19 protein-coding genes, 11 tRNA genes and 1 rRNA gene are annotated in these 23,183 nt (G+C 44.7%); 26 read left to right on the top strand and 5 right to left on the bottom strand.

The window, feature by feature from the left end; translation table 11 throughout:
- Nucleotides 1-626: 626 nt before the first annotated feature.
- From BDD39_RS16705 to BDD39_RS00265, 3 genes are all read right to left on the bottom strand, one after another.
- Entirely contained in the window at nucleotides 627-710 is an 84-nt protein-coding gene (locus BDD39_RS16705) for a putative holin-like toxin (RefSeq protein ID WP_223812257.1), read from the bottom strand.
- A gap of 222 nt (nucleotides 711-932) precedes the next feature.
- Complete coding sequence (locus tag BDD39_RS00270; protein WP_166907139.1) at nucleotides 933-2,417, bottom strand: aldehyde dehydrogenase family protein; 1,485 nt, start codon at nucleotides 2,415-2,417, stop codon at nucleotides 933-935.
- Nucleotides 2,418-3,132: 715 nt separating this feature from the next.
- The gene (locus BDD39_RS00265; protein WP_208404308.1) at nucleotides 3,133-4,206 is read right to left on the bottom strand and encodes an undecaprenyldiphospho-muramoylpentapeptide beta-N-acetylglucosaminyltransferase; all 1,074 of its coding nucleotides are present in this window, start codon (nucleotides 4,204-4,206) and stop codon (nucleotides 3,133-3,135) included.
- Nucleotides 4,207-4,538: 332 nt separating this feature from the next.
- On the opposite strand from BDD39_RS00265, the gene BDD39_RS00260 reads away from it, so the two are divergent.
- From BDD39_RS00260 to cshA, 7 genes are all read left to right on the top strand, one after another.
- A complete protein-coding gene (locus BDD39_RS00260; RefSeq protein WP_166907135.1) occupies nucleotides 4,539-5,267 on the top strand; it encodes a polysaccharide deacetylase family protein in 729 nt (242 codons plus the stop codon).
- Between the two features lie 12 nt (nucleotides 5,268-5,279).
- Nucleotides 5,280-5,876 carry a DedA family protein gene (locus BDD39_RS00255; protein WP_166907133.1) on the top strand — a complete coding sequence of 199 codons (597 nt, stop codon included), beginning with the start codon at nucleotides 5,280-5,282 and terminating at the stop codon, nucleotides 5,874-5,876.
- A gap of 11 nt (nucleotides 5,877-5,887) precedes the next feature.
- Nucleotides 5,888-7,030: an MGDG synthase family glycosyltransferase gene (locus BDD39_RS00250; RefSeq protein WP_166907131.1), complete on the top strand. Its 1,143-nt coding sequence runs from the start codon at nucleotides 5,888-5,890 to the stop codon at nucleotides 7,028-7,030.
- 149 nt (nucleotides 7,031-7,179) lie between these two features.
- On the top strand, nucleotides 7,180-8,304 hold the full coding sequence (locus BDD39_RS00245) for a D-alanine--D-alanine ligase (RefSeq protein WP_166907129.1): 1,125 nt from the start codon (nucleotides 7,180-7,182) through the stop codon (nucleotides 8,302-8,304).
- 15 nt (nucleotides 8,305-8,319) lie between these two features.
- Nucleotides 8,320-9,696, top strand: a complete 1,377-nt coding sequence (locus BDD39_RS00240) for a UDP-N-acetylmuramoyl-tripeptide--D-alanyl-D-alanine ligase (RefSeq protein ID WP_166907127.1) — start codon at nucleotides 8,320-8,322, stop codon at nucleotides 9,694-9,696.
- A 91-nt stretch (nucleotides 9,697-9,787) separates the two neighbouring features.
- Nucleotides 9,788-10,483, top strand: a complete 696-nt coding sequence (locus BDD39_RS00235; protein ID WP_166907125.1) for an alpha/beta hydrolase — start codon at nucleotides 9,788-9,790, stop codon at nucleotides 10,481-10,483.
- 88 nt (nucleotides 10,484-10,571) lie between these two features.
- The gene (cshA, locus tag BDD39_RS00230; protein WP_166907123.1) at nucleotides 10,572-11,972 is read left to right on the top strand and encodes a degradosome RNA helicase CshA; all 1,401 of its coding nucleotides are present in this window, start codon (nucleotides 10,572-10,574) and stop codon (nucleotides 11,970-11,972) included.
- A gap of 170 nt (nucleotides 11,973-12,142) precedes the next feature.
- Here the strand turns inward: cshA and BDD39_RS00225 are convergent, their stop codons facing one another.
- Entirely contained in the window at nucleotides 12,143-12,760 is a 618-nt protein-coding gene (locus tag BDD39_RS00225) for a rhomboid family intramembrane serine protease (protein ID WP_166907121.1), read from the bottom strand.
- A 132-nt stretch (nucleotides 12,761-12,892) separates the two neighbouring features.
- Between BDD39_RS00225 and acpS the strand changes: the two genes are divergently transcribed.
- From acpS to BDD39_RS00195, 6 genes are all read left to right on the top strand, one after another.
- Entirely contained in the window at nucleotides 12,893-13,252 is a 360-nt protein-coding gene (gene acpS / locus BDD39_RS00220; protein ID WP_166907118.1) for a holo-ACP synthase, read from the top strand.
- Between the two features lie 81 nt (nucleotides 13,253-13,333).
- Nucleotides 13,334-14,347, top strand: a complete 1,014-nt coding sequence (locus BDD39_RS00215; RefSeq protein ID WP_166907115.1) for a LolA family protein — start codon at nucleotides 13,334-13,336, stop codon at nucleotides 14,345-14,347.
- Nucleotides 14,348-14,791: 444 nt separating this feature from the next.
- On the top strand, nucleotides 14,792-15,958 hold the full coding sequence (gene alr, locus BDD39_RS00210) for an alanine racemase (protein WP_166912179.1): 1,167 nt from the start codon (nucleotides 14,792-14,794) through the stop codon (nucleotides 15,956-15,958).
- Between the two features lie 121 nt (nucleotides 15,959-16,079).
- Nucleotides 16,080-16,361 carry an antitoxin endoai gene (locus BDD39_RS00205; RefSeq protein ID WP_166907114.1) on the top strand — a complete coding sequence of 94 codons (282 nt, stop codon included), beginning with the start codon at nucleotides 16,080-16,082 and terminating at the stop codon, nucleotides 16,359-16,361.
- Between the two features lie 4 nt (nucleotides 16,362-16,365).
- Nucleotides 16,366-16,716 (top strand): type II toxin-antitoxin system endoribonuclease NdoA, encoded by a 351-nt coding sequence (ndoA, locus tag BDD39_RS00200; protein WP_003253417.1) that lies wholly within the window; start codon nucleotides 16,366-16,368, stop codon nucleotides 16,714-16,716.
- A 238-nt stretch (nucleotides 16,717-16,954) separates the two neighbouring features.
- A complete protein-coding gene (locus BDD39_RS00195) occupies nucleotides 16,955-19,141 on the top strand; it encodes a Tex family protein (RefSeq protein ID WP_166907112.1) in 2,187 nt (728 codons plus the stop codon).
- Here BDD39_RS00195 and cmpA read toward each other — a convergent pair.
- Entirely contained in the window at nucleotides 19,136-19,249 is a 114-nt protein-coding gene (gene cmpA / locus BDD39_RS00190) for a cortex morphogenetic protein CmpA (RefSeq protein ID WP_017435866.1), read from the bottom strand. The two genes, BDD39_RS00195 and cmpA, sit on opposite strands and share 6 nt — an antisense overlap.
- A gap of 86 nt (nucleotides 19,250-19,335) precedes the next feature.
- Here cmpA and BDD39_RS00185 point away from each other — a divergent pair, with 86 nt between their 5' ends.
- The 13 genes from BDD39_RS00185 to BDD39_RS00125 all read left to right on the top strand — a co-directional run bounded on the left by BDD39_RS00185 (nucleotide 19,336) and on the right by BDD39_RS00125 (nucleotide 22,985).
- A complete protein-coding gene (locus tag BDD39_RS00185) occupies nucleotides 19,336-19,803 on the top strand; it encodes a SprT family protein (RefSeq protein WP_166907110.1) in 468 nt (155 codons plus the stop codon).
- A 347-nt stretch (nucleotides 19,804-20,150) separates the two neighbouring features.
- Nucleotides 20,151-20,222: transfer RNA gene (locus BDD39_RS00180), tRNA-Asn, on the top strand.
- Nucleotides 20,223-20,227: 5 nt separating this feature from the next.
- Nucleotides 20,228-20,320, top strand: a tRNA-Ser gene (locus BDD39_RS00175).
- A 16-nt stretch (nucleotides 20,321-20,336) separates the two neighbouring features.
- A tRNA-Glu gene (locus tag BDD39_RS00170) sits at nucleotides 20,337-20,408 on the top strand.
- Nucleotides 20,409-20,456: 48 nt separating this feature from the next.
- Nucleotides 20,457-20,532 (top strand) — tRNA-Asp (locus BDD39_RS00165).
- Between the two features lie 13 nt (nucleotides 20,533-20,545).
- Nucleotides 20,546-20,620 (top strand) — tRNA-Gln (locus BDD39_RS00160).
- Nucleotide 20,621: 1 nt separating this feature from the next.
- Nucleotides 20,622-20,697, top strand: a tRNA-Lys gene (locus BDD39_RS00155).
- Nucleotides 20,698-20,701: 4 nt separating this feature from the next.
- Nucleotides 20,702-20,786: transfer RNA gene (locus tag BDD39_RS00150), tRNA-Leu, on the top strand.
- 9 nt (nucleotides 20,787-20,795) lie between these two features.
- A tRNA-Leu gene (locus BDD39_RS00145) sits at nucleotides 20,796-20,878 on the top strand.
- A gap of 79 nt (nucleotides 20,879-20,957) precedes the next feature.
- Nucleotides 20,958-21,034 (top strand) — tRNA-Arg (locus BDD39_RS00140).
- A 3-nt stretch (nucleotides 21,035-21,037) separates the two neighbouring features.
- Nucleotides 21,038-21,111, top strand: a tRNA-Pro gene (locus BDD39_RS00135).
- A 15-nt stretch (nucleotides 21,112-21,126) separates the two neighbouring features.
- Nucleotides 21,127-21,200: transfer RNA gene (locus BDD39_RS00130), tRNA-Gly, on the top strand.
- Between the two features lie 228 nt (nucleotides 21,201-21,428).
- A 16S ribosomal RNA gene (locus BDD39_RS00125) occupies nucleotides 21,429-22,985 on the top strand.
- Nucleotides 22,986-23,183 lie beyond the last annotated feature (198 nt).

Genomic DNA, 23,183 nt, shown 5'->3' with positions numbered 1-23,183 from the left:
TTTACTGGGAAGGGAAGTTTAATGAAAGAGATATCAACCCAATAGCTCTTTCTGCCGATAAAAAGCCAAAATATTACTATGGTTTTTCTAAAGATGAACAATATGATGATCTAAGGACAATACAATGGCATGAATATCATTAGTTTCTACGTGAAATAAAAATAGGGTTTTTACTCATTAGCCCCGGACACACGATAAAGGTTATTTTTTATAATCGTAGTGACAATGGGGCGTGTGATAGATGAAATGGAGAAAGTGTTTGAAGGACTTTAAATTACCAAGCATTCTAAATTCATGTGGAAAGTATCTATAAAAGGAGGGAACTGGATTAGATCCCGAAATTTGTATAAAAAGAAAACGGCAAAAAATGATTTTGTTTTCCGGTGATCCAAGTTCAATGGACTGAGAGCGAAATTTTACACAATCGTTAGGGCTTGATCAACATCAAACATAAGCCTTCATTTTACGACACTAATCATGTATAATATATACAGAAGGTTCGTATAAATAAAATAGACCAAGGGTGCTGCAACACCCTTGGTCCTGCAATAGAACGGTTCCCTGCAAGGGGGATCGGCAGTAGGGCAGAAATAATCCACCCGTAGCTCCGACAACTCAAGGGTGGATTATTTCTTTTGGTTGTAAGACAGTATTGAAACGATGAGACTTGCGAAAGCTATCGCAAACATTAACGCTTCAAACACTGTCATCGGCATCACCCCCTTTCTGCATATAAAGGGGTACAATGCCGACCCACCCTTGAGTTTTCCCGTACTATTGCCTTCCTATTATACTATATATTTACAACTGTTGAAAACGGAAGATAGTAAGGCTTATCTTCTGTTTTTTTGTTGGAAAGTAGATACTTTGTAGGACATTTCAGCTTGTCGACAAGCTGAAAGCCCGTCGGAAAAACTCGACGGGCTTTTTCATTAGTTCATATTGATCCAGACGCTTTTCACTTCGGTATAGTTGTTTAAAGCATAGCTACCCATTTCGCGGCCGATACCTGATTGTTTATAACCGCCAAATGGAGAAGCAGCGTCAAAGACGTTGTAGCAGTTTACCCATACTGTTCCAGCTTGCAGCTTATGAGCAATTAGGTGAGCTTTTTTCAAGTCTTGAGTCCAAACGCCAGCCGCAAGGCCATAAATGCTGTCGTTCGCTTTTTTAACTAGATCATCAATATCATCAAATGGCATTGCTGCAACAACTGGTCCAAAAATTTCTTCTTTGGCGATGGTCATACTGTGATCGACATCTGCAAAGATGGTTGGAGAAACGAAGTATCCTTTTTCAAATGGAATCGTTCCACCGGTTACGAGTTCCGCGCCTTCTTCAATTCCTTTGTCAATGTAACCTTTTACACGAGCTTGTTGTTGTGCTGAAATAAGTGGACCCATTGTAGTATCCGGGTCTAAACCATTACCTAGTTTAATTGATTTTGCAGCAGATGCTAAATCAGCTACTACATTGTCATACATTTTCTTTTGGACGTATAAACGGCTTCCAGCAGCACAAACTTGTCCTTGGTTGAACATAATTCCTCTTAAAGCCCCTGGAATGGCTTTTGAAAGGTCAGCATCTGGAAGAATAATATTAGGAGATTTGCCGCCTAATTCAAGAGTCACGCGTTTTAATGTATTCGCAGCAGATCTCATAATAGATTTACCTACATTAGTAGAACCAGTGAACGCAATTTTATCCACTAACGGATGATCTACTAGTGCTTGTCCAGCAGTTGGACCAAAGCCTGGCACGATATTGATTACACCTTTAGGGAATCCGGCTTCACTAATTAATTGAGCTAAATACAAAGCGGATAATGGAGTATTTTCAGCTGGTTTTAACACGATTGTACATCCCGTTGCTAAAGCAGCGCCCAATTTCCAAGCCGCCATCAATAACGGGAAGTTCCAAGGAATAATTTGCCCTACCACTCCAACAGGTTCGTGTAAAGTATAGTTAAAGTAATTGCCTTGAACAGGAATGGTTTGTCCAACAATCTTTGTAGCCCAACCAGCGTAATAACGGATGTGTTCAATAGCTAAAGGAACATCAGCCTTTGATGTTTCAATAAATGGTTTACCATTATCTAAAGTTTCTAGCTGTGCTAGCTCTAATTGATGCTCTTCCATCAGGTCAGCTAATTTATAGATCAATCGGCTGCGTTCCGCAGTGCCCATTTTTCTCCAAGGACCGTTATCAAATGCTTCGCGAGCTGCTTTAACAGCTAAATCGATATCTTCTGCAACCGCTTCGGAAACAGTTGCTAATACTTCACCTGTAGCAGGGTTAAATGTTTGGAACGTTTTCCCGGAAACGGAATCGACAAATTCCCCATTGATGTATAATTTTTTAACACCTTTTAAAAATTCTACTAATCTTGGACTTAACTCAGTTGCTGTTGTTGTCATGACAAATTCCTCCTTTGAGTAATTAATATATGGTGAAGCGCTTTCTATAAAGCGCTTTCTTGGCATTCAAATAAAAAATACTTGTGAATCTTCCTGGCTAAATCAAAACTTGATAGTCGGGATATCTATATCTTAAATACAGCTATGTTAACGCTATCAAAAAACTACGTACCATCCACACAAAGATTCAACGAAATCCATACCTCTTTTTGGACGTTAAGGATCTTATACATGTATATATATTTTTACGTTGGAACAGATTCTTCCCTTCTATCATTCGACTATTAAAGATCAAATACTTTGACTTTACGCAAATTTTATCATATTTCTACTAAAAAAACAATAGAAATATAATTTTTATTCGAGATTAACCCCTCTTAATACTTCGCATTAGCAAGGGAAAATACCGCGTTATTCTGTTCAATAGGTACAATAATGGACAAACTAAAAATTATTACAAAAAAATTTATTCAGATTTTTAATTAAATAAAAAATCTTCGAAATATATAAAAATATAGAAATATAAAAATATATAAATTTTAAAATTTTAATAAGGTATTAAAAATTGGATAGATATACGGTACCAACAACATTGAAACAATTCATACTTTGGATTATTATTTGGTTATATTTGGTTGGATGAAGTTGCTTTGTGAGGTTGACTTCAAAAGGTTGATGCAACAACCTTTTGAGTCAACCTCTCATCTTTTTTTACTTAATTTTTCCTTGCTTCCTCAATCAGCGACAACAATTTTTCCAACGCATCTCCCGCATCGGATCGCTCCATGTTTTGCTGGTAGCGGTCTTTGTTTTGGTAAAGATGATAAATAGCGCTTTGCAGTGATTCGTTCGTTAAGTCTTCTTCCATCAACACTTCGGCGTAGCCCGATTTTTTGAAAGAGCGGGCATTTAAAATTTGGTCGCCGCGGCTCGCTTCTTTTGATAGAGGAATGAGAAGCATCGGCTTGCGCAAGGCGAGAAACTCAAAAATCGAGTTGGCGCCGGCGCGTGATAAGACGATGTCAGCCATCGCCATCAGATGAGGAAGCTCTTCATGAACATACTCAAACTGCTTATAACCCTTTTTATTCGCCAATTTGGCGTCTATATTTCCTTTTCCGCAAATATGCACGATTTGAAAATCGGCAAGAAGCGTTTGCAAATTGGCGCGCAACGCGTCGTTAATCCGCTTCGAGCCTAGACTTCCGCCCATGACGAGAAGAACAGGCTTTCCTTTTTCAAACTGGCAAAGCTTTCGCCCTTTGTCAGCGTCCCCCCGCTTTAATTCCTGACGAACGACTGCACCGACGTAGACGCCTTTTTCTTCCTTGACGTGGCGTATTGTTTCCGGGAATGTGACGCAAATTTTGGTCGCAAACGGCATCGCGATTCTATTCGCCAGTCCTGGGGTAATATCCGACTCATGAATGATGGACGGCACACCGCTTAACCACGCACCGATGATGACAGGCACGGACACAAATCCGCCTTTGGAAAAGATGATGTCCGGCCTTTCTTTTTTGATGATGCGGTATGCTTGCCAAATACCCTTCAAGACTTTAAATGGATCTTTAAAGTTGTTCCAGTCGAAATAGCGGCGCAATTTCCCTGTTGAAATCGGAAAGTACGGCACACCGTCCATTTTTGTGATAATTTCCCGTTCAATGCCTTGGTGAGAACCGATATAGGCAATGCTCCAGCCCTGTTCTTTCAATTTCGGAATCAGAGCGACGTTCACCATGACATGTCCGGCCGTGCCGCCGCCGGTAAGGATAATTTTTTTGCTCAACATTGATCACCTGTCTTTTTCAGCATGATGCAATAGCTTATTAGCTTTTTTCCATGTATCGTATTGTATTATAGCAGATACTTTCCGTTTCATGTGTGAAAACGCGAAACCGTTCAGTGTTGTTTACGTATACACTTAAAGAACCAGTTTCTCGTGTTTCACCAAATTTTCATCATTTTCTTCTTTAATTTTTATTAACGTGTTATATAATGTTTAGTCTGTAAATATAATATATGGCTTGTTTTGATATGGTGATAGATTCAAATCTGTTTATTTTTTCTATTTTCAAAGAAAAGAAATATTGGTAAAGTACAAATAAAGAGGTGAAAACGATGCTGTGGATTATTTTGGCTTGCCTTATTGGTGGGATACTATTATATGGCATCGTTCCAACAATCGTTATTCGAAAAAAACGGTTTCGTATTTATTGCGAGGGAGCGTCCGTGAATAATATTGCTTTGACGTTTGATGACGGTCCTGACCCGTATTATACACCAAAATTGTTAGATTTATTAAAAAAACATCAAGTGAAAGCGACGTTTTTCGTAGTCGGACACAAAGCAAAACAATATCCTGATATTGTCAGACGGATGCATGAAGAAGGTCATGAAATCGGGGTGCACAATTACCGGCATATCAGCAATTGGCTTATACTTCCTCCTTTTTTGGAAAAAGGATTGCAAAAATCAGCAGATATTATTGAACAGATTATTGGAAAGCGGCCCATCTATTATCGTCCGCCTTGGGGACATTTTAATTTGTTTACCCCGCTTGTGCAAAAGAAATATATTACGGTGATGTGGACATACATTCTTGGTGATTGGAATGCAAGGCTTGGCAAGATGGAATTGTTCCGCCGCCTTCAACGTAGTATGAAGGGCGGGGCTATTATCGTTCTGCATGACAATGGTGATACGCTTGGTGCTCACAAGCATGCACCTGGACAAATGCTGGAAGCATTGGAATTATTGCTAAGTGAAGAAAAGGCAAAAAAGATGCATTGGGTGACGATTACAGAATTTATGAACGCGCAAACTAATAAACAAATCTCATCAATGTAATATGGGGGATGTATGGATACAGATATTCTTATGTCTTATGTGCAATCGTACGGATATGTCATCATTTTTCTGTTTTTGTTTTTTGGTATTGTCGGCATTCCCGCGCCAGAAGAGAGTTTATTATTTTTTCTTGGCATTGTGATTGCCAGGCAACAGTTGGTATGGGAATATTGTATTATCACCAGCTGGTGCGGCGTGATCATAGGGATGATCATCGCTTATAGCATCGGGCGTTTTTTTGGCGCGCCATTTATTCAAAAATACGGAAAGTATGTAGGCATTAAAGAAGAAAAGTGGGAGCGGGCAAGAGAGCTGTTTCATCGCTATGGAAAGTGGGGTATTTTGTTCGGCTATTACATTCCGGGAGTTCGGCAAATTTCTCCGTATATGGCAGGGGTTATTCACTTTCCGTTTCGTTTGTTTTTATTGCTTGCTTCGCTTGGAGCAACGGCGTGGATTGTTCCCGTTATGCTTGCCGGGATGCTGCTCGGACAGCATATACAAATTCCGTTGTTTTATTTTCCGCTGATTGGGTTTGCGTTGTTTGTATTGTTTTTATTTGCAGCATGGATTGGGCAGCGAATGCGCAAAAAATCTTTTGAAAACTAAGGGAGCTAACGATGATGAAAATTCTTGTGTTACCGCTGTTCCAAATGAATACAGGACATCATAAGGTAGCCGATACGTTGATTGATTTTCTGCGAAAGCAGTTTCCATATGTACTTTGCAAAAAAATCGATTTTTTAAGCTATTGTAATGAATTGATGGAAAAAATGGTATCGGAAATGTATTTGCGCTGGATTCGCTCTCATCCCGCTTCGTACCACCGTGTTTATAAGACGTTCATGTATCATGATATTCACCGGTTGGAATTCGTTTCTTTCGAGCCATGGCTTCCTTACTTTGAAAGTAAAATGAAAAAAATGTTAGAAAGAGAAAAGCCGGAGTTGATTATTTGCACCCATTCCTTTCCTTCTCGCATTTTGCAGCGGCTTAAGCGGAAGAAAGTGATTCGCATACCAGTGATCAACGTTTATACAGATTTTTTTATTAATAGTGTGTGGGGAAAGCGCAATATCGATTACCACTTTGTCCCACATGCCGACGCAAAACGGGAATTGATGACGAAATATTGTATTGATGAAAGGCGAATTATCGTGACAGGAATTCCTGTCCATGAAGTGTTTATGACGAAACATCCAGAGATAAAAAGAAAAAGACGTCCATTTCATTTACTATTGGCAGGCGGAAACCAAGGATTAGGAAATATGATCGATTTTCTAAAAAAGGCAAGAAACTCCCATTTATTTCGTTATTCTGTACTATGTGGAGCGAACAAAAAACTTTATGATGAAATTGCCAGCTGGGAGCTTCCGCATATCCGTCCTTTCCCGTATATATCTAGCCCACACGAAATGAATCGTTTATATAACGAGGTCGATGCGGTGATCACAAAGCCGGGCGGTGTGACGGTAAGCGAAGTATTGCATAAACAATTGCCGATTTTTACGATGGATTATTTACCTGGTCAGGAACAAATTAATTTGCAGTATCTTGAAAAACAAGGGTTGGTTTATAATTTGTCTGGCCTTCACCATTACGAGCAAAAAATCTTTCATGTGCTTACAGATGAAGTTGAGAAAAACCGCTTTTATCGTCGGGTGCACGATTATTTTGCGAAGATAGAAAAAACGGCCCAAGACGCATTAGAAGAGATAGTGGCGACGATGTGCCAAGGATCATACCGTGCCCTCCGAAAATAGCGATTTCACCATCTAACGAATCGGTTAGATGGTGTTTTTGCTGTTTTTGAAGTGGCGAAACAACCTGTATTGCTCATATAAAAATACCATACGATTGCGCGTGAAACGTGTTAAAATAGGAACGATGGAAGCAAAGAGGAGGAACCTACATGAAAACGAGAGTCGGGATTTTATACGGCGGCAAATCGCCGGAACATAACGTATCGTTATCGACGGCGATGGCGGTCATGAACGCCATTGATAAAAATAAATTTGATGTCATTCCGATTTATATTACCGTCGAAGGACAATGGATCAAAGGAGAGCGGTTGACAGGAACGATCACGGAAGTGAAGCAGCTGCAGTTCCAGTCGGATGCGAAAGCGATGATACCGGTAGCGTTGAACCAAGTGCCGACATTAGCGGATGGTAAGAATCCGTCTCCTTCGGTAACGGATGACAACAAGGAATCGGAAACAGCCATCGACGTGATTTTTCCATTATTGCACGGGCCAAATGGAGAAGATGGCACCGTACAAGGCTTGCTTGAGATTTTGAATATTCCATATGTCGGAAACGGCGTGCTTGCCTCAGCGGTTGGCATGGATAAAGTGGTGATGAAAAACTTATTTGCCCAAGCCGGACTGCGCCAGGCGAAATACGTATCGTTTACGAAGCGGGATTGGAGTAAAGATGAAGAAGGGGCGTACGACCAGGTCGAGCAAAAACTCGGCTACCCTTGTTTTGTCAAGCCGGCAAACGCTGGATCAAGCGTCGGCATTACGAAATGCAAACAGCGCGCCGATTTGAAAGCAGCTTTTATCGAAGCATTTAAGTATGATCGGAAAATTATTGTGGAAGAAGCGATTGTCGGCCGTGAAATCGAAATCGGCGTGATCGGCAATGATGAACCGATTTGCTCGGTGGTGGGAGAAATTATTCCAAAAAAAGAATTTTATGATTACCAAGCGAAATACGAAGACGGCAATACAGAACTCATCATTCCGGCAGAAGTGACAGAAGAACAGTATGAAACGATCAAGCAGATGGCGATTACCGCCTTTAAAGCGCTCGATCTTTCCGGGCTTGTCCGCGCCGACTTTTTCTTAGCGGAAGATGGCACGGTGTATATTAACGAAATCAATACGATGCCGGGGTTTACGCCATACAGCATGTTCCCATTGCTATGGAAACATAGCGGTGTTCCGTATTCAGAATTAATTGAGCGCCTCATTCAGCTAGCAATCGAGCGGCACGAAGAAAAGCAAACGATCACGTATACGTTTGAGAAATAAAGAAGGTGGAGAAAGATGATCACTCGCACGTTAAAGGAGATACAAGCGATGGCGGATGGCCGCGGGTTGGCCGATGAATTTGCGGATGTCACGATCAGCGGTGTCTCGACCGACACGCGGACGATTCAGCAAGGCAATCTATATGTTCCGCTCAAAGGGGATAAGTTTAACGGGCATGCGTTTGTGCAAGAGGCGCTTGCAAAAGGTGCCAGTGCGGTGCTTTGGTCGGAAACGGAAGGAAATCCGCCGGAAAACGCTCCAGTGATTGTTGTTGATGATACGTTGCGCGCGCTGCAGCGCTTGGCTCACCGGTACCGCAGACAGCTGAATGTAAAAGTGGTCGGCATTACAGGAAGCAACGGCAAAACAACGACAAAAGATATGACAGCGGCGCTATTAGCCACCTCTTATAAGGTGCAAAAAACAGAAGGAAATTTAAACAACCATATTGGCGTGCCATTGACGCTTCTTCGCTTAGCGGAAGATACGGAAGTGGCGGTCGTCGAAATGGGAATGAGCAATTTTGGCGAAATTGAACTTTTGTCCAACATCGCTGAGCCGGATGCGGGGATTATTACGAACATTGGGGAATCCCATTTGCAAGAATTAGGTTCGCGTGCAGGAATTGCACAAGCGAAATTGGAAATTTTATCTGGCTTGCGCAAAAACGGCCTGTTTGTTTATCATGGCGATGAGCCGTTATTGACAAGCCGTGTGCCGAGTTTGCCGCTGCCGGAACATGTCATAACGTTTGGCCAAGAAGCGAAAAACGATTATTATCCGTATGCGGTGCGGATGGAAGCGAAGGGGACGACATTTACGATCAACCAGCTTCCAGATCGAACGTTGTTTATTCCGATTTTAGGGAAGCATCATGTTTACAACGCACTGGCGGCCATTGCGGTGGCCCGCTTTTTTGGTGTCAGCTGGGAGAGCATTCAAGAAGCGCTTGCCCGTTTAGAGGTTACCCGCATGCGCATGGAGTTGATCGAGACGAAACATGGTTTTACGATCATTAACGATGCGTACAATGCCAGCCCTACTTCCATGAAGGCGGCTTTGCGGCTGCTCGGGGAATTGACAGGATATACGAAAAAAATTGCGGTGTTAGGCGATATGTTGGAGCTCGGTGACCAAGAAGTAGCGTTTCATCACGAAATTGGCGAGATGCTTCGCCCGGAAATGGTCGATTATGTTTTCACCTATGGACCGCTGGCGCGCCATATCGCATTGGCAGCTGCGCCGTTTTTCCCGGACGGACGGGTGAACGCATACGATGAGAAAAAAGCATTAGTGAACGATTTGCTTACCATCGTTTCTTCAGGTGATGTGGTTTTGTTAAAGGCTTCCCGTGGGATGAAATTAGAAGAGCTGCTTTGCGATTTGCAATAACAGGATCATGGTGTAAAATGAAAACAACGGTGAAAAATAAAAGCGGCGTTGTCCATCGCCGCTTTTGATTTTTTAGGAAACGGTGATAATCATGATCGGCTGTCTATGTATACATGGATTTACGGGAAGCCCGGATGAAGTCGCTCCGCTGGCAGAGTATTTGCGAAAGCGGACGGATTGGATGATCAAAACCCCCACTCTTCCCGGTCACGGAGAAGAGCTGCGGCTGAAGGGAATTACGTATGATCAATGGTTTCAAGCGGCGGAACGGGAGCTGCAAGCGTTAATGGCCGAGTGTGAAACGGTATATGTCATCGGTTTTTCGATGGGCGGAGTGATCGCCGTCTATTTAGCGGAAAAATATCGCATTGATAAGTTAGTGCTGTTAAGCGCCGCATTTTATTATGTAAATCCAATCCAATTATGGAGGGACATTCTTGATATGTTTCGCAACGGATGGCGGCGCATTGGCGAACATCCGCTGTTTATCCGTTATAAAAATAAGATGCGGTCCACGCCGATTGCTGCTGTATTAGAATTTCGCAAGCTAGTCAATGAAGTCCGGCCGCGTCTGCCCTATGTTCATGTCCCGGTGCTGATTGTGCAGGGAGAAAAGGATGGGATTGTTCCACCAAAAAGCGCCCATTATTTATACCAAAAGATTGGTTCATCCAAAAAGAAACTATTATTTTTGCCCGAATCTTATCATCATGTCTGCCATAGCGCAGACCGTCACCTATTGTTTGCCGAAGTCGAAAAGTTTTTATGGGAAAATGGTAATGATTGAAAATGACAGATGAAAATGGTATGATAACTGTCAAAACATTTTTATTTTATATTGATCAGTAAGGATTATTAAAGGAGTTTGAATAACATTGACGACATTTCAAGAGTTAGGATTAAGCAATGAATTAATGAAGGCGATCAGCCGCATGGGGTTTGAAGAAACGACCCCGATTCAAGCGAAGACGATTCCGTTAAGCTTGCAAAATAAAGATGTGATTGGACAAGCGCAAACCGGTACCGGGAAAACAGCGGCGTTTGGCATTCCGCTTATTGAAAAAGTGGATGTGAAAAACGAAGCAGTGCAAGGATTGGTCGTGGCTCCAACGCGTGAGCTAGCCATTCAAGTATCGGAAGAACTATATAAAATCGGCGCCGTCAAACGAGTACGCGTATTGCCGATTTATGGCGGACAGGATATTGAACGGCAAATTCGCGCGTTGAAAAAACATCCGCACATTATTGTCGGGACACCGGGGCGAATTATCGACCATATCAACCGCAAGACGCTGCGGTTAGAGCAGGTGCATACGGTGGTGCTCGATGAAGCGGATGAAATGCTGAATATGGGATTTATTGACGATATTGAGGCGATTTTAAGCAATGTTCCGAAACAGCGGCAAACGTTATTGTTTTCGGCGACCATGCCGGAACCGATCCGCCGCATTGCCGAGCGGTTTATGAATAATCCACATCTCGTAAAAGTAAAAGCAAAAGAAATGACCGTTCCGAATATTCAACAATATTACCTCGAAGTGCAGGAAAAAAAGAAATTCGATATTTTAACGCGTTTATTAGATATTCAGGCGCCGGAGCTGGCAATTGTGTTCGGGCGGACGAAGCGGCGCGTCGATGAATTGGCGGAAGCGTTAAATTTGCGCGGCTATGCAGCGGAAGGGATTCACGGCGATTTAAGCCAAGCGAAACGTCTCTCTGTGTTGCGCAAATTTAAAGAAGGAGCGATCGAGATTTTGGTCGCCACGGATGTAGCTGCACGCGGACTGGATATTTCCGGTGTGACGCATGTGTACAATTTTGATATTCCGCAAGATCCGGAAAGCTACGTTCACCGCATTGGCCGCACCGGCCGAGCGGGGAAAACGGGCGTTGCAATGACGTTTGTGACACCAAGGGAAATCGGACAGCTTCATAATATTGAACGGACGACAAAGCGGAAAATGGAACGCATGAAGCCGCCGACATTGGATGAAGCGCTTGAAGGGCAGCAGCGCATTGCGGTGGAAAAATTGGTGAATGTAGTGGAAAACGAAAACTTGTCTTTTTATAAGCGGGCTGCTGAAGAGCTATTGGAGGAACATGATTCGGTTTCGTTGGTGGCGGCATGCATTAAAATGCTGACAAAAGAACCGGATACGACGCCGGTGCAGTTAACGGAAGAGCCGCCGCTACCGGTTAAGCGGGAGAAAAAGCGAGGAAGCCGCGCGGATGGGCCATCTCGAGAACGTGGAAAAAAACGGCGCGTTGCCCGTTAGAAACGGTGCGACAGGCGCCGTTTTTTGTGCATGGCCTGAACGATATATGTCGCCATGAGCGTTCATTTGCAGTATTGCACCCCATCGCAAACGTCATCGTTTGCGATGATCGATGGCGCCAGTTTTATCATCCGCTAATTTATCAGCACCCTTGCTCTTATCAACAATGGTTAGCGGGTAAGAAGAAAAGGACGATGTGGACGCAGGTGGGAAGAAATAAAAGGAGCGATAATCCCTCCTGTTAAAAAACCAAATAGGTGGGCGACCATATTCACGTCAGGAGCAGTAAATGCGATAAATAAACTAATACTGATGACAGCAAGAAGAAGGCGGGAGTGCTGCTTGTCGATCATATCGCGGCGGAATACGATTAAATAGCCATACATGCCGAACAGGCCAAAAATGGCACCAGACGCCCCAACGTGACTGTACATGGCCGACAGAAGGAAAAATGTTGCGATGTTGGCACCGGTTCCGCTTCCTATATAGAGAAGCAAAAACTTGCTTTTCCCCAACATTTGCTCCAGCGCTGGTCCGAATAAAAGAAGGGAAATGGAATTGATCATCATATGTTCAAACCGCACATGCAAAACAAGCGGGCTTACGAGCCGCCAATACTCTCCTTGGCGTATGGCGGCATTAAATCCAATCATTCGTTCCCATAACGGTTCCATGATGGAAAAGCGTACAACAAACATAAGCCACACGACTATATGAAGAATAATCAGAATCGAAACAACAGGATAAAGCCGAAAAAAAGCACGAGCATTTTCCCTGCGCACAAACATGTCTATCTCTCCTTATTTTATTTATCGAAAATAGCCGGGAAAGATTTCTGCTTCAGTGTGCAAAGTTGGGCAAACGGGAGACGAATTGGCTTATTAAAATGGTATGTAATAGATAGGAAGGATAGAAGGACGATGATTATCGGGGTTGGCATTGATATTGTGGAATTAGAGCGGATTAGACAGCTAATGGAAAAAAACGAAAAATTGATCGACCGCATTTTAACGAATGAAGAAAAAAATGTATTTTCGCAATTATCGCCAAAACGCAAAGTGGAATTTTTGGCAGGGCGATTTGCGGCGAAAGAAGCGTACGCAAAAGCTATCGGTACAGGAATTGGCAAACATGTATCATTCCACGATATTCAAATTATGAACGACTTACATGGAAAACCAATTGTCGTTTCGGATGCGAATGACTGCCGCATTCACCTCTCGATTTCTCATAGCCGTGATTATGCGATCGCTCAAGTAATTATTGAGCGCTTGTCATAGCTAGTCTGCATATTCCCCGAAGTTGTCTCATATATTGTAATGCAAAAGTGGAAATCGATATGAGGCAAAGGGGTTGAAATGATGAGGAGAAAGGTGCTCAGTGTATTCGTTGGCATCATATTGCTTATTGCTTTAGCTGGCTGCGGGGCAAAATCACAGGAAGATGTCATCAAAGCGCTCAATGAAAAAATGGATGAAATGACAAGCTATCAAGCAGAGGCCAAAATGACGTTTCAAACAGGTTCAAAACCGCAAGTATATCATGTCGAAATCTGGTATAAACAGCCTTCCTATTACCGTGTCAGCTTAAAAAATGCGGACAAAGGGCAAAGTCAGATGATTTTGCGCAATGATGAAGGGGTCTATGTGTTTACGCCGGCGCTCAATAAAAGCTTCCGCTTCCAAAGCGATTGGCCGAAAAACAGCAGCCAGGCTTATTTGTATGAGTCGTTAGTCAAAGATATTTTGAGCGATTCGAAGGCGAAGTTTAAAGCGACGAAAGATCATTACGTATTTGAAACGAAGACAAATTATCCGAACAACAATGTCGTGCCGACGCAAGAAATTACGTTAAACAAAAAAGATTTATCGCCGGTATCGGTCAAAGTGATGGATACCGACCGCAAAGCTTTGTTAACCGTGCAATTCTCCAAAGTCGAATTTAACAAAAAATTTGATGACGATGCGTTTGACACATCGAAAAATATGACAGGAGCGCGTTTAGAAGTGCCGACGATGGCAGAGGCGAAAGAGAAAGCGATGGAAGTTATGTATCCGGAGCAGCTGCCGAAAGGAGTAAAGCAAATCGATGAGAAAGAAGTTGCCAGTGAAAACGGAAAACGGGTGATTATGACGTTTGGCGGTAAAAAAACATTTACATTAGTTCAAGAAACAGCAAAAGTACTTCCGGCAACAAGCACGCCGGTGCTTGTCAATGGCGAGCCGATCGATTTAGGTTTTGCGATTGGCGCGCTGACGGACAAAACATTGACATGGTCGTATAAAGGTGTCGAATTTACGATCGCTTCCGATGATTTAACACCAGAAGAAATGGTCATGGTTGCCCGTTCGGTGCAAGGAAAAGCGATTAAATAATGGATTGCCAGGCAACAGGCTCGTTTACCGAGCCTGTTTTCTTTTCGGAAAAGGTAGGCTGTTTTTGCAATAATCATACCCCCTCTACAATGATATATTTCTTCCTTGCTTAAGATAAGCGAGCGAGAATCCTTTCCATTTTCAATGGGGCAGATGAAAGTGGGCGTTGCTCGACATCTCATTCATAGGGATGTTCAGGGCGACCATTACTGCTGATTGAGACGCAAACGCCGAAAGAAACATCTTGAAAAAGCCATCTATCCGGCATGGGACTTGTCTTCGTGGATGGATGTAGTAGCTGCGCCAAATGAAGCGAGAAGCTCGTCACTTCTAGTGGCGATGCAGTTCACAAAGTGGTAAACTAAAAAAGGATAGCGTCAATTAGAGCGTTTATATTCGAAAGATAACTCCGATCTGCTAGACAAGGAAGGACAGCGATGTATGATGAATTCATTTTATCGTGATACGTGGGCTGAAATTGACTTAGATGCGATTTACCACAATGTTTCCCAACTACGAAATTTTTTGCCAAACGAGACTCGTATTTTGGCAGTGGTAAAGGCGAATGCATACGGCCACGGCGATGCGCAAGTGGCGAAAACGGCGCTGGAGGCTGGTGCTTCCTATTTGGCGGTGGCTTTTTTAGATGAGGCGCTTGCGTTGAGGAAAAAAGGAATTACCGCTCCGATTCTCGTATTAGGCGCTTCTCGTCCTAACGATGTCCATCTTGCCGCCAAACACCAAATCACGCTTACGGTATTTCAGCCGGAATGGGTCGAGCAAGCGGCCAACTTATACAAGGGAACGGAACGAGTGCGATTCCATTTAAAAATGGATACGGGGATGGGACGGCTAGGAGTAAAAGAAGAGGCGGAAACAAAGCGCGTCATTGAGTTAATCGACCGTCACCCGTATTTTTCATTGGAAGGGGTTTATACTCATTTTGCCACGGCAGATGAAATCAACACCGACTATTTTTCTTTTCAATACCATCGTTTTTTGCAAATGCTCGAGTGGCTTCCGTATAAACCATCGCTGATCCACTGTGGAAACAGTGCGACCGCTTTACGTTTTCCAAATAAGGTGTTTAATATGGTGCGCTTTGGCATTTCAATGTATGGATTGTCGCCTTCGCCGGACATAAAACCATATTTGCCATACGAGATAAAAGAAGCTTTTTCTTTGCATAGCCGTCTCGTACATGTGAAAAAGCTGAAACCTGGAGAAAAGGTGAGCTACGGGGCAACTTATACCGCAGAGACGGAACAATGGATCGGCACTGTTCCGATCGGCTATGCGGACGGTTGGCTGCGCAAACTGCAAAATTTCCATGTGTTGGTGAATGGAAAAAAAGCACCGATTGTCGGGAGAATTTGCATGGATCAATTCATGGTCCGTTTGCCGGAACCCATGCCAATCGGAACGAAAGTGACCTTAATTGGACGGCAAGGTGACGAATATATTTCCGTTGATGATGTTGCCCAATATCTTGATACGATCAGTTATGAAGTTCTTTGTACAATAAGTTATCGCGTTCCCCGTATTTTTTTCAGAAATAAGAGTATAATGGAAGTGAGAAATGTTGTTTTGAATGGCAATGATTATGTATAAACTGAAAAACTTTTCAGAAGATAATACGTGGAAAACGCAGAAATGACTTTGCAGCGTCTTTATTTAGTGGTATGATGAAATGGAAGTAATGACTGGCTGCAGTTCGTGGAGGTGTATATTCGTGTCGGAGTCTAGCGCAACAACGGAAATCGTCGTTCGTTTGCCTCAATCATTAGTAACGGAACTGGACGTGCTGGTGAAACAAGAAAACGGCAATCGCAATGAACTGATTTACCAAGCGACGAAAATGTATATTCGCGAGCGGAAAAAACGGCATATTCGCGAGGCAATGAGACGCGGTTATATGGAAATGGCAAAAATCAATTTATCGATTGCGTCAGAAGCGTTTCTTGCGGAGTACGAGGCCGACCACACCGTTGAACGTTTAGTTAGCGGGGGGTAATGCTTTGATTGTTAAACGTGGCGACGTTTATTTTGCGGATCTTTCCCCGGTAGTTGGCTCAGAGCAGGGCGGTGTTCGTCCCGTATTGGTCATCCAAAATGACATTGGTAATCGCTTTAGCCCAACGGTGATTGTGGCCGCGATTACAGCGCAAATTCAAAAAGCGAAGCTGCCAACGCATGTCGAAATTGATGCAAAACGCTACGGGTTTGAGAGGGATTCCGTTATCTTGCTAGAACAGATTCGGACGATTGATAAACAGCGGCTTACCGATAAAATCACTCACTTAGATGATGAAATGATGGATAAGGTAGATGAAGCGCTGCAAATCAGTTTAGGACTTATCGATTTTTAAGCGGCAGTGCTTGGTCATGTCACATTCTTGTTTCCGAAAAATAGGTTTATTTTATAGTTGCAGTGATGCGCTGAGCCATCTATCGCCTCCGTAATGGATAACGAGCGGCGGGTAGTTTGTTTTGTTATGCGCAAAAAGGGCAGATCGAGGGGATAAACGATCTGTCCAACTATTTTTATATCGCTTATTGGAATAGCTGCATTTTTGTAGCTATTTTTATTATTGGAGGGGTATTAATTTGTTGAATAGAGAAGCGTTGATCAGCTTGATCGCTAATGAGTTGCAGTTGTCTGCCAAGCAAGTTGGCAATGTCATTTCCCTTTCTGAAGAAGGAAATACCGTGCCGTTTATCGCCCGCTATCGCAAAGAGATGACAGGCGCATTAGATGAAGTGCAAATTCGCGATATTTTAGAGAAATGGAGCTATTTGCAAAACTTAGAGCAGCGTAAAGAAGAAGTGCTTCGTCTTATCGAGGAGCAAGGGAAATTAACAGATGATTTAAAAAATGCGATTATCCATGCTACGAAACTGCAGCAAGTGGAAGATCTGTATCGCCCTTATCGACAAAAACGGCGCACCAAAGCTACGGTCGCAAAAGAAAAAGGCCTAGAGCCGCTTGCGGAGTGGCTATGGACGTGTCCATTGGCGCCAAAGCCAGAAGAAAAAGCACAGGAATTTTTGAATTCGGAAAAAGAAGTGTTTACGGTAGAAGAAGCGCTCCAAGGAGCAAAAGATATCATTGCTGAGAAAGTATCCGATGATGCGCAATTCCGTCAATGGATTCGCCAGCAAACGTGGAAAAAAGGCATCATCTCATCGGCGGCCAAAGCGCCGGAAAAAGATGAGAAGAAAGTATATGAAATGTATTACGAATATGAGGAGCCTGTACATAAGATTGTGCCACACCGTGTGTTAGCGCTAAACCGAGGAGAAAAGGAAGAGGTGCTGCGTGTTGCCATTAAGGCGCCGGTAGAAGAGATTATGGCGTATTTACAAAAACACGTCATAACAAATCCACAATCTTCTGCCGCCCCGCTTTTGTCCCAAGCAATAGAAGATGGCTATAAACGGCTTATCGAACCAGCCATTGAACGGGATATTCGCAATGAATTGACCGAAAAAGCAGAAGAGCGGGCGATTCATATTTTTGCCGAAAACTTGCGAAAACTCTTGCTACAGCCGCCATTAAAAGGAAAAATTGTGCTTGGAGTCGATCCTGCCTACCGCACGGGATGCAAACTCGCTGTTGTCGATGAAACAGGCAAGCTATTGAAAATTGATGTCATCTATCCGCATCCACCACAGCAGCGGGTAGACGAAGCAAAGGAAAAATTCATTCGACTGATTGAAGAGTATCATGTGGAAATGATCGCGATCGGGAATGGAACGGCATCGCGGGAAACAGAGCAGTTCGTTGCCGATACGCTAAAGCAGGTAGATAGAGAAATCTTTTATTTAATTGTCAATGAAGCGGGGGCTAGTGTGTACTCCGCCTCAGACCTTGCTCGTCAGGAATTTCCAGATTTACAAGTCGAAGAGCGGAGTGCCGTTTCCATCGCCCGACGTGTACAAGATCCATTAGCAGAATTGGTGAAAATCGATCCAAAGTCGGTCGGTGTCGGCCAATATCAGCATGACGTTTCTCAAAAGAAACTAGCCGAATCGCTGCGCTTTGTCGTCGAGACCGTCGTGAACCAAGTTGGCGTCAATGTCAATACCGCCTCTGTCTCCTTGTTGCAATATGTATCCGGGCTGACGAAGACGGTGTCGGAAAATATTGTAAAGCGCCGTGAAGAACAAGGGAAATTTAGAAACCGTGAAGAATTAAAAACGATACCGCGGCTTGGTGCGAAAACATATGAGCAGTGCATCGGCTTTTTGCGCATTATTGACGGAGATGAACCGCTTGATCGGACGCCGATTCACCCAGAGCGATACGAAGAAGTGAAAAAGCTATTGCGTAGTTTAGGTTTTTCCACAGAGCATATCGGAAGCGAGGAACTTCGCGAGGCGTTGCAATCACTTCATATTTCCGATACTGCTTCCCAGCTTGGCATCGGAGAATTAACATTACAAGACATTATCGACGCTTTAATTCGCCCAGAGCGCGACCCACGCGATGAGCTGCCGAAGCCGTTATTGCGAAAAGATGTTTTAAAAATGGAAGATTTAAAAGCGGGGATGGAGCTAGAAGGTACCGTACGGAATGTCGTTGACTTCGGCGCGTTTGTCGATATCGGAGTCAAGCAGGATGGGCTTGTGCATATTTCTAAATTAAGCAAGCAGTACGTACGGCACCCGCTTGATGTTGTATCGGTCGGCGATGTCGTGAAAGTTTGGGTGGAGCATGTAGATGTGAATAAAGGAAGAATCTCTTTATCGATGATTCCGCCAGAGGAGCTAGAGAAAACACTGCCTTCATGAGCAGTGTTTTCTCTGATAAAAGAACCAGCATTGATTTAGCAATTTGATTTGATAACGATTTTTCTCATAATAGGCTCGTCTCATTTGATTTTTTAACCATGTTGGCATGGCATTCAACCTCCTGTAACGAAAAGGTTAGTATAATGTATGTGCTGTCAGTCTGTCCTGTGCCAAAAAGTGAGGAGTAAAGAGCAATGGAACAAAGTGACTTACAAAAACTTGTCGAAAGGGTATCTTTGCAATTTTTCCAAAAACCATTTCAACATACAGCAACATTTAATCCTCGGCTCCGAACGACAGGAGGGCGTTACATACTACAAACTCATAATATTGAGCTAAATAAAAAGTATTATGAATCATTTGGCGAAGAAGAGCTGATCGCTATTATTAAACATGAATTGTGCCATTACCATCTTCATTTAGAAGGGAAAGGCTATCGTCATCGTGACAAAGACTTTCGCGATCTATTGCGGCAAGTTCAAGCACCGCGTTATTGCCGCCAGCTTCCGCAACAAACGCAAAAGAGGGCAAAAAAGATATACGTGTATGTTTGTTCCAAGTGTGGTTTGACATATCAAAGAAAGAAGCGTGTCAATACAAATCGATACGTTTGCGGGAAATGCGGCGGCAGGCTAACGTCAGATGATAGCGGTGAAGCATAAGTAAAAAGAAGTGTGTCGTTTTCTAATTTTGTTCATGACGAGCAACCAAAAAATTTATAAAAAGTTATTGACACCGATTATTTGTATATGCTAAATTATAAAAGCCGTCGTTAAACGGCGACGGGCTGAAAAAAATGTTGACAACACTAAGTTGCCTAAATATAATAGAGAATGTCGATTGTGCGAGACAGATGAGTGAATTAATTATTCCGCAATAGCTCAGCGACGAGCATTACATCTATGAATATGCTACGAGTTGCCTCGACGCATCCAACATCTTTGAATTTGCTAGTAGAGGAAGAGGCAACGAATATGCCAAAAGGCGATGCGATGTTCGCTTTCATTATTCCGCAATAGCTCAGCGGTAGAGCAACCGGCTGTTAACCGGTAGGTCGTAGGTTCGAATCCTACTTGCGGAGCCTTTGGAGAAGTACCCAAGTGGCTGAAGGGGACGGTTTGCTAAACCGTTAGGTCGTGTCTTTACGGCGCGCGGGTTCAAATCCCGCCTTCTCCGCCACTTTGATATATATGATGGCCCGTTGGTCAAGTGGTTAAGACACCGCCCTTTCACGGCGGTAACACGGGTTCGAATCCCGTACGGGTCACTTTTATCAGATGTTGGGGTTGCAAAGCACCAACCCCATTTTAACGATGGTCCCGTAGTGTAGTGGTTAACACGCCTGCCTGTCACGCAGGAGATCGCGGGTTCGAGTCCCGTCGGGACCGCCATTACATGAATCGTTGGGCCATAGCCAAGCGGTAAGGCAACGGACTTTGACTCCGTGATGCGCTGGTTCGAATCCAGCTGGCCCAGCCATGAGCCATTAGCTCAGTAGGTAGAGCATCTGACTTTTAATCAGAGGGTCGGAGGTTCGAGTCCTCCATGGCTCACCACCTTGCGGGTGTGGCGGAATTGGCAGACGCACCAGACTTAGGATCTGGCGCCTCACGGCGTGGGGGTTCAAGTCCCTCCACCCGCACCAGTTGAATATGCGGTCGTGGCGGAATGGCAGACGCGCTAGGTTGAGGGCCTAGTGGGGGCAACCCCGTGGAGGTTCAAGTCCTCTCGACCGCATAACATAAATACAAAAAAACACTTGCGTTTTATAATTTATTGTGTTACAATGAAATTTGTTGGTTAAAAATTATAATGTGCGCTCGTAGCTCAATTGGATAGAGCATCTGACTACGGATCAGAAGGTTAGGGGTTCGAATCCTCTCGAGCGCGCCATGACGGGAAGTAGCTCAGCTTGGTAGAGCACATGGTTTGGGACCATGGGGTCGCAGGTTCGAATCCTGTCTTCCCGACTTGTTTAGTAATATGCGGGTGTAGTTTAGTGGTAAAACCTCAGCCTTCCAAGCTGATGTCGTGGGTTCGATTCCCATCACCCGCTCCATAAAAATGTTCCTTGAAAACTGAACAAAACGAAGCGTCCACAAAGAAAAGCGAAGGCGACTGATTAGCCCCGGCAGGCGCTGGAGGGCTCGCGAGGAGGCTGTTGCCGCCACAGCGAGACCGAAGCGGCCCGAGGGGCTAGGAGCCGGAGCTGGACAATAAGAAAAGCGAAGGCGCCGCGACACCTTATGGTGTCGGTGCTGAAGCTTGGAAATAAGCCAATCAACTTTCTATGGAGAGTTTGATCCTGGCTCAGGACGAACGCTGGCGGCGTGCCTAATACATGCAAGTCGAGCGGACCGAATAGGAGCTTGCTCTTGTTCGGTTAGCGGCGGACGGGTGAGTAACACGTGGGCAACCTACCCGTAAGACCGGGATAACTCCGGGAAACCGGAGCTAATACCGGATAACACCGAAGACCGCATGGTCTTCGGTTGAAAGGCGGCTTCGGCTGTCACTTACGGATGGGCCCGCGGCGCATTAGCTAGTTGGTGAGGTAACGGCTCACCAAGGCGACGATGCGTAGCCGGCCTGAGAGGGTGACCGGCCACACTGGGACTGAGACACGGCCCAGACTCCTACGGGAGGCAGCAGTAGGGAATCTTCCGCAATGGACGAAAGTCTGACGGAGCGACGCCGCGTGAGCGAAGAAGGTCTTCGGATCGTAAAGCTCTGTTGTTAGGGAAGAAGAAGTACCGTTCGAATAGGGCGGTACGGTGACGGTACCTAACGAGAAAGCCCCGGCTAACTACGTGCCAGCAGCCGCGGTAATACGTAGGGGGCGAGCGTTGTCCGGAATTATTGGGCGTAAAGCGCGCGCAGGCGGTCCCTTAAGTCTGATGTGAAAGCCCACGGCTCAACCGTGGAGGGTCATTGGAAACTGGGGGACTTGAGTGCAGAAGAGGAGAGCGGAATTCCACGTGTAGCGGTGAAATGCGTAGAGATGTGGAGGAACACCAGTGGCGAAGGCGGCTCTCTGGTCTGCAACTGACGCTGAGGCGCGAAAGCGTGGGGAGCAAACAGGATTAGATACCCTGGTAGTCCACGCCGTAAACGATGAGTGCTAAGTGTTAGAGGGGTCAAACCCTTTAGTGCTGCAGCTAACGCGTTAAGCACTCCGCCTGGGGAGTACGGCCGCAAGGCTGAAACTCAAAGGAATTGACGGGGGCCCGCACAAGCGGTGGAGCATGTGGTTTAATTCGAAGCAACGCGAAGAACCTTACCAGGTCTTGACATCCCCTGACAACCCTAGAGATAGGGCGTTCCCCCTTCGGGGGGACAGGGTGACAGGTGGTGCATGGTTGTCGTCAGCTCGTGTCGTGAGATGTTGGGTTAAGTCCCGCAACGAGCGCAACCCTCGACCTTAGTTGCCAGCATTCAGTTGGGCACTCTAAGGTGACTGCCGGTGACAAACCGGAGGAAGGTGGGGATGACGTCAAATCATCATGCCCCTTATGACCTGGGCTACACACGTGCTACAATGGGCGGTACAAAGGGCTGCGAACCCGCGAGGGGGAGCCAATCCCAAAAAGCCGCTCTCAGTTCGGATTGCAGGCTGCAACTCGCCTGCATGAAGCCGGAATCGCTAGTAATCGCGGATCAGCATGCCGCGGTGAATACGTTCCCGGGCCTTGTACACACCGCCCGTCACACCACGAGAGCTTGCAACACCCGAAGTCGGTGAGGTAACCCTTTTGGGAGCCAGCCGCCGAAGGTGGGGCAAGTGATTGGGGTGAAGTCGTAACAAGGTAGCCGTACCGGAAGGTGCGGCTGGATCACCTCCTTTCTAAGGATGATATGTGTGTGAAATAAGAGGGACGCTTACGTTTTGTTCGGTTTTGAGGGAACATATTTATGTTCTCTTCAATTAATCCGTTTTGCGTCTGCGTCTTCTAGTGAATTCAGAGAAGCTGGATTCCTCGACGCAAAGCTGCAAAGAAGCGAATGCAATGAAGCAGCTTCGTTCCTTGAAAACTAGATAACC

The sequence above is a fragment of the Saccharococcus thermophilus genome, assembly GCF_011761475.1.
Lineage (GTDB): Bacteria > Bacillota > Bacilli > Bacillales > Anoxybacillaceae > Saccharococcus > Saccharococcus thermophilus.
This window is presented reverse-complemented; position numbering and strand designations above follow the sequence as displayed.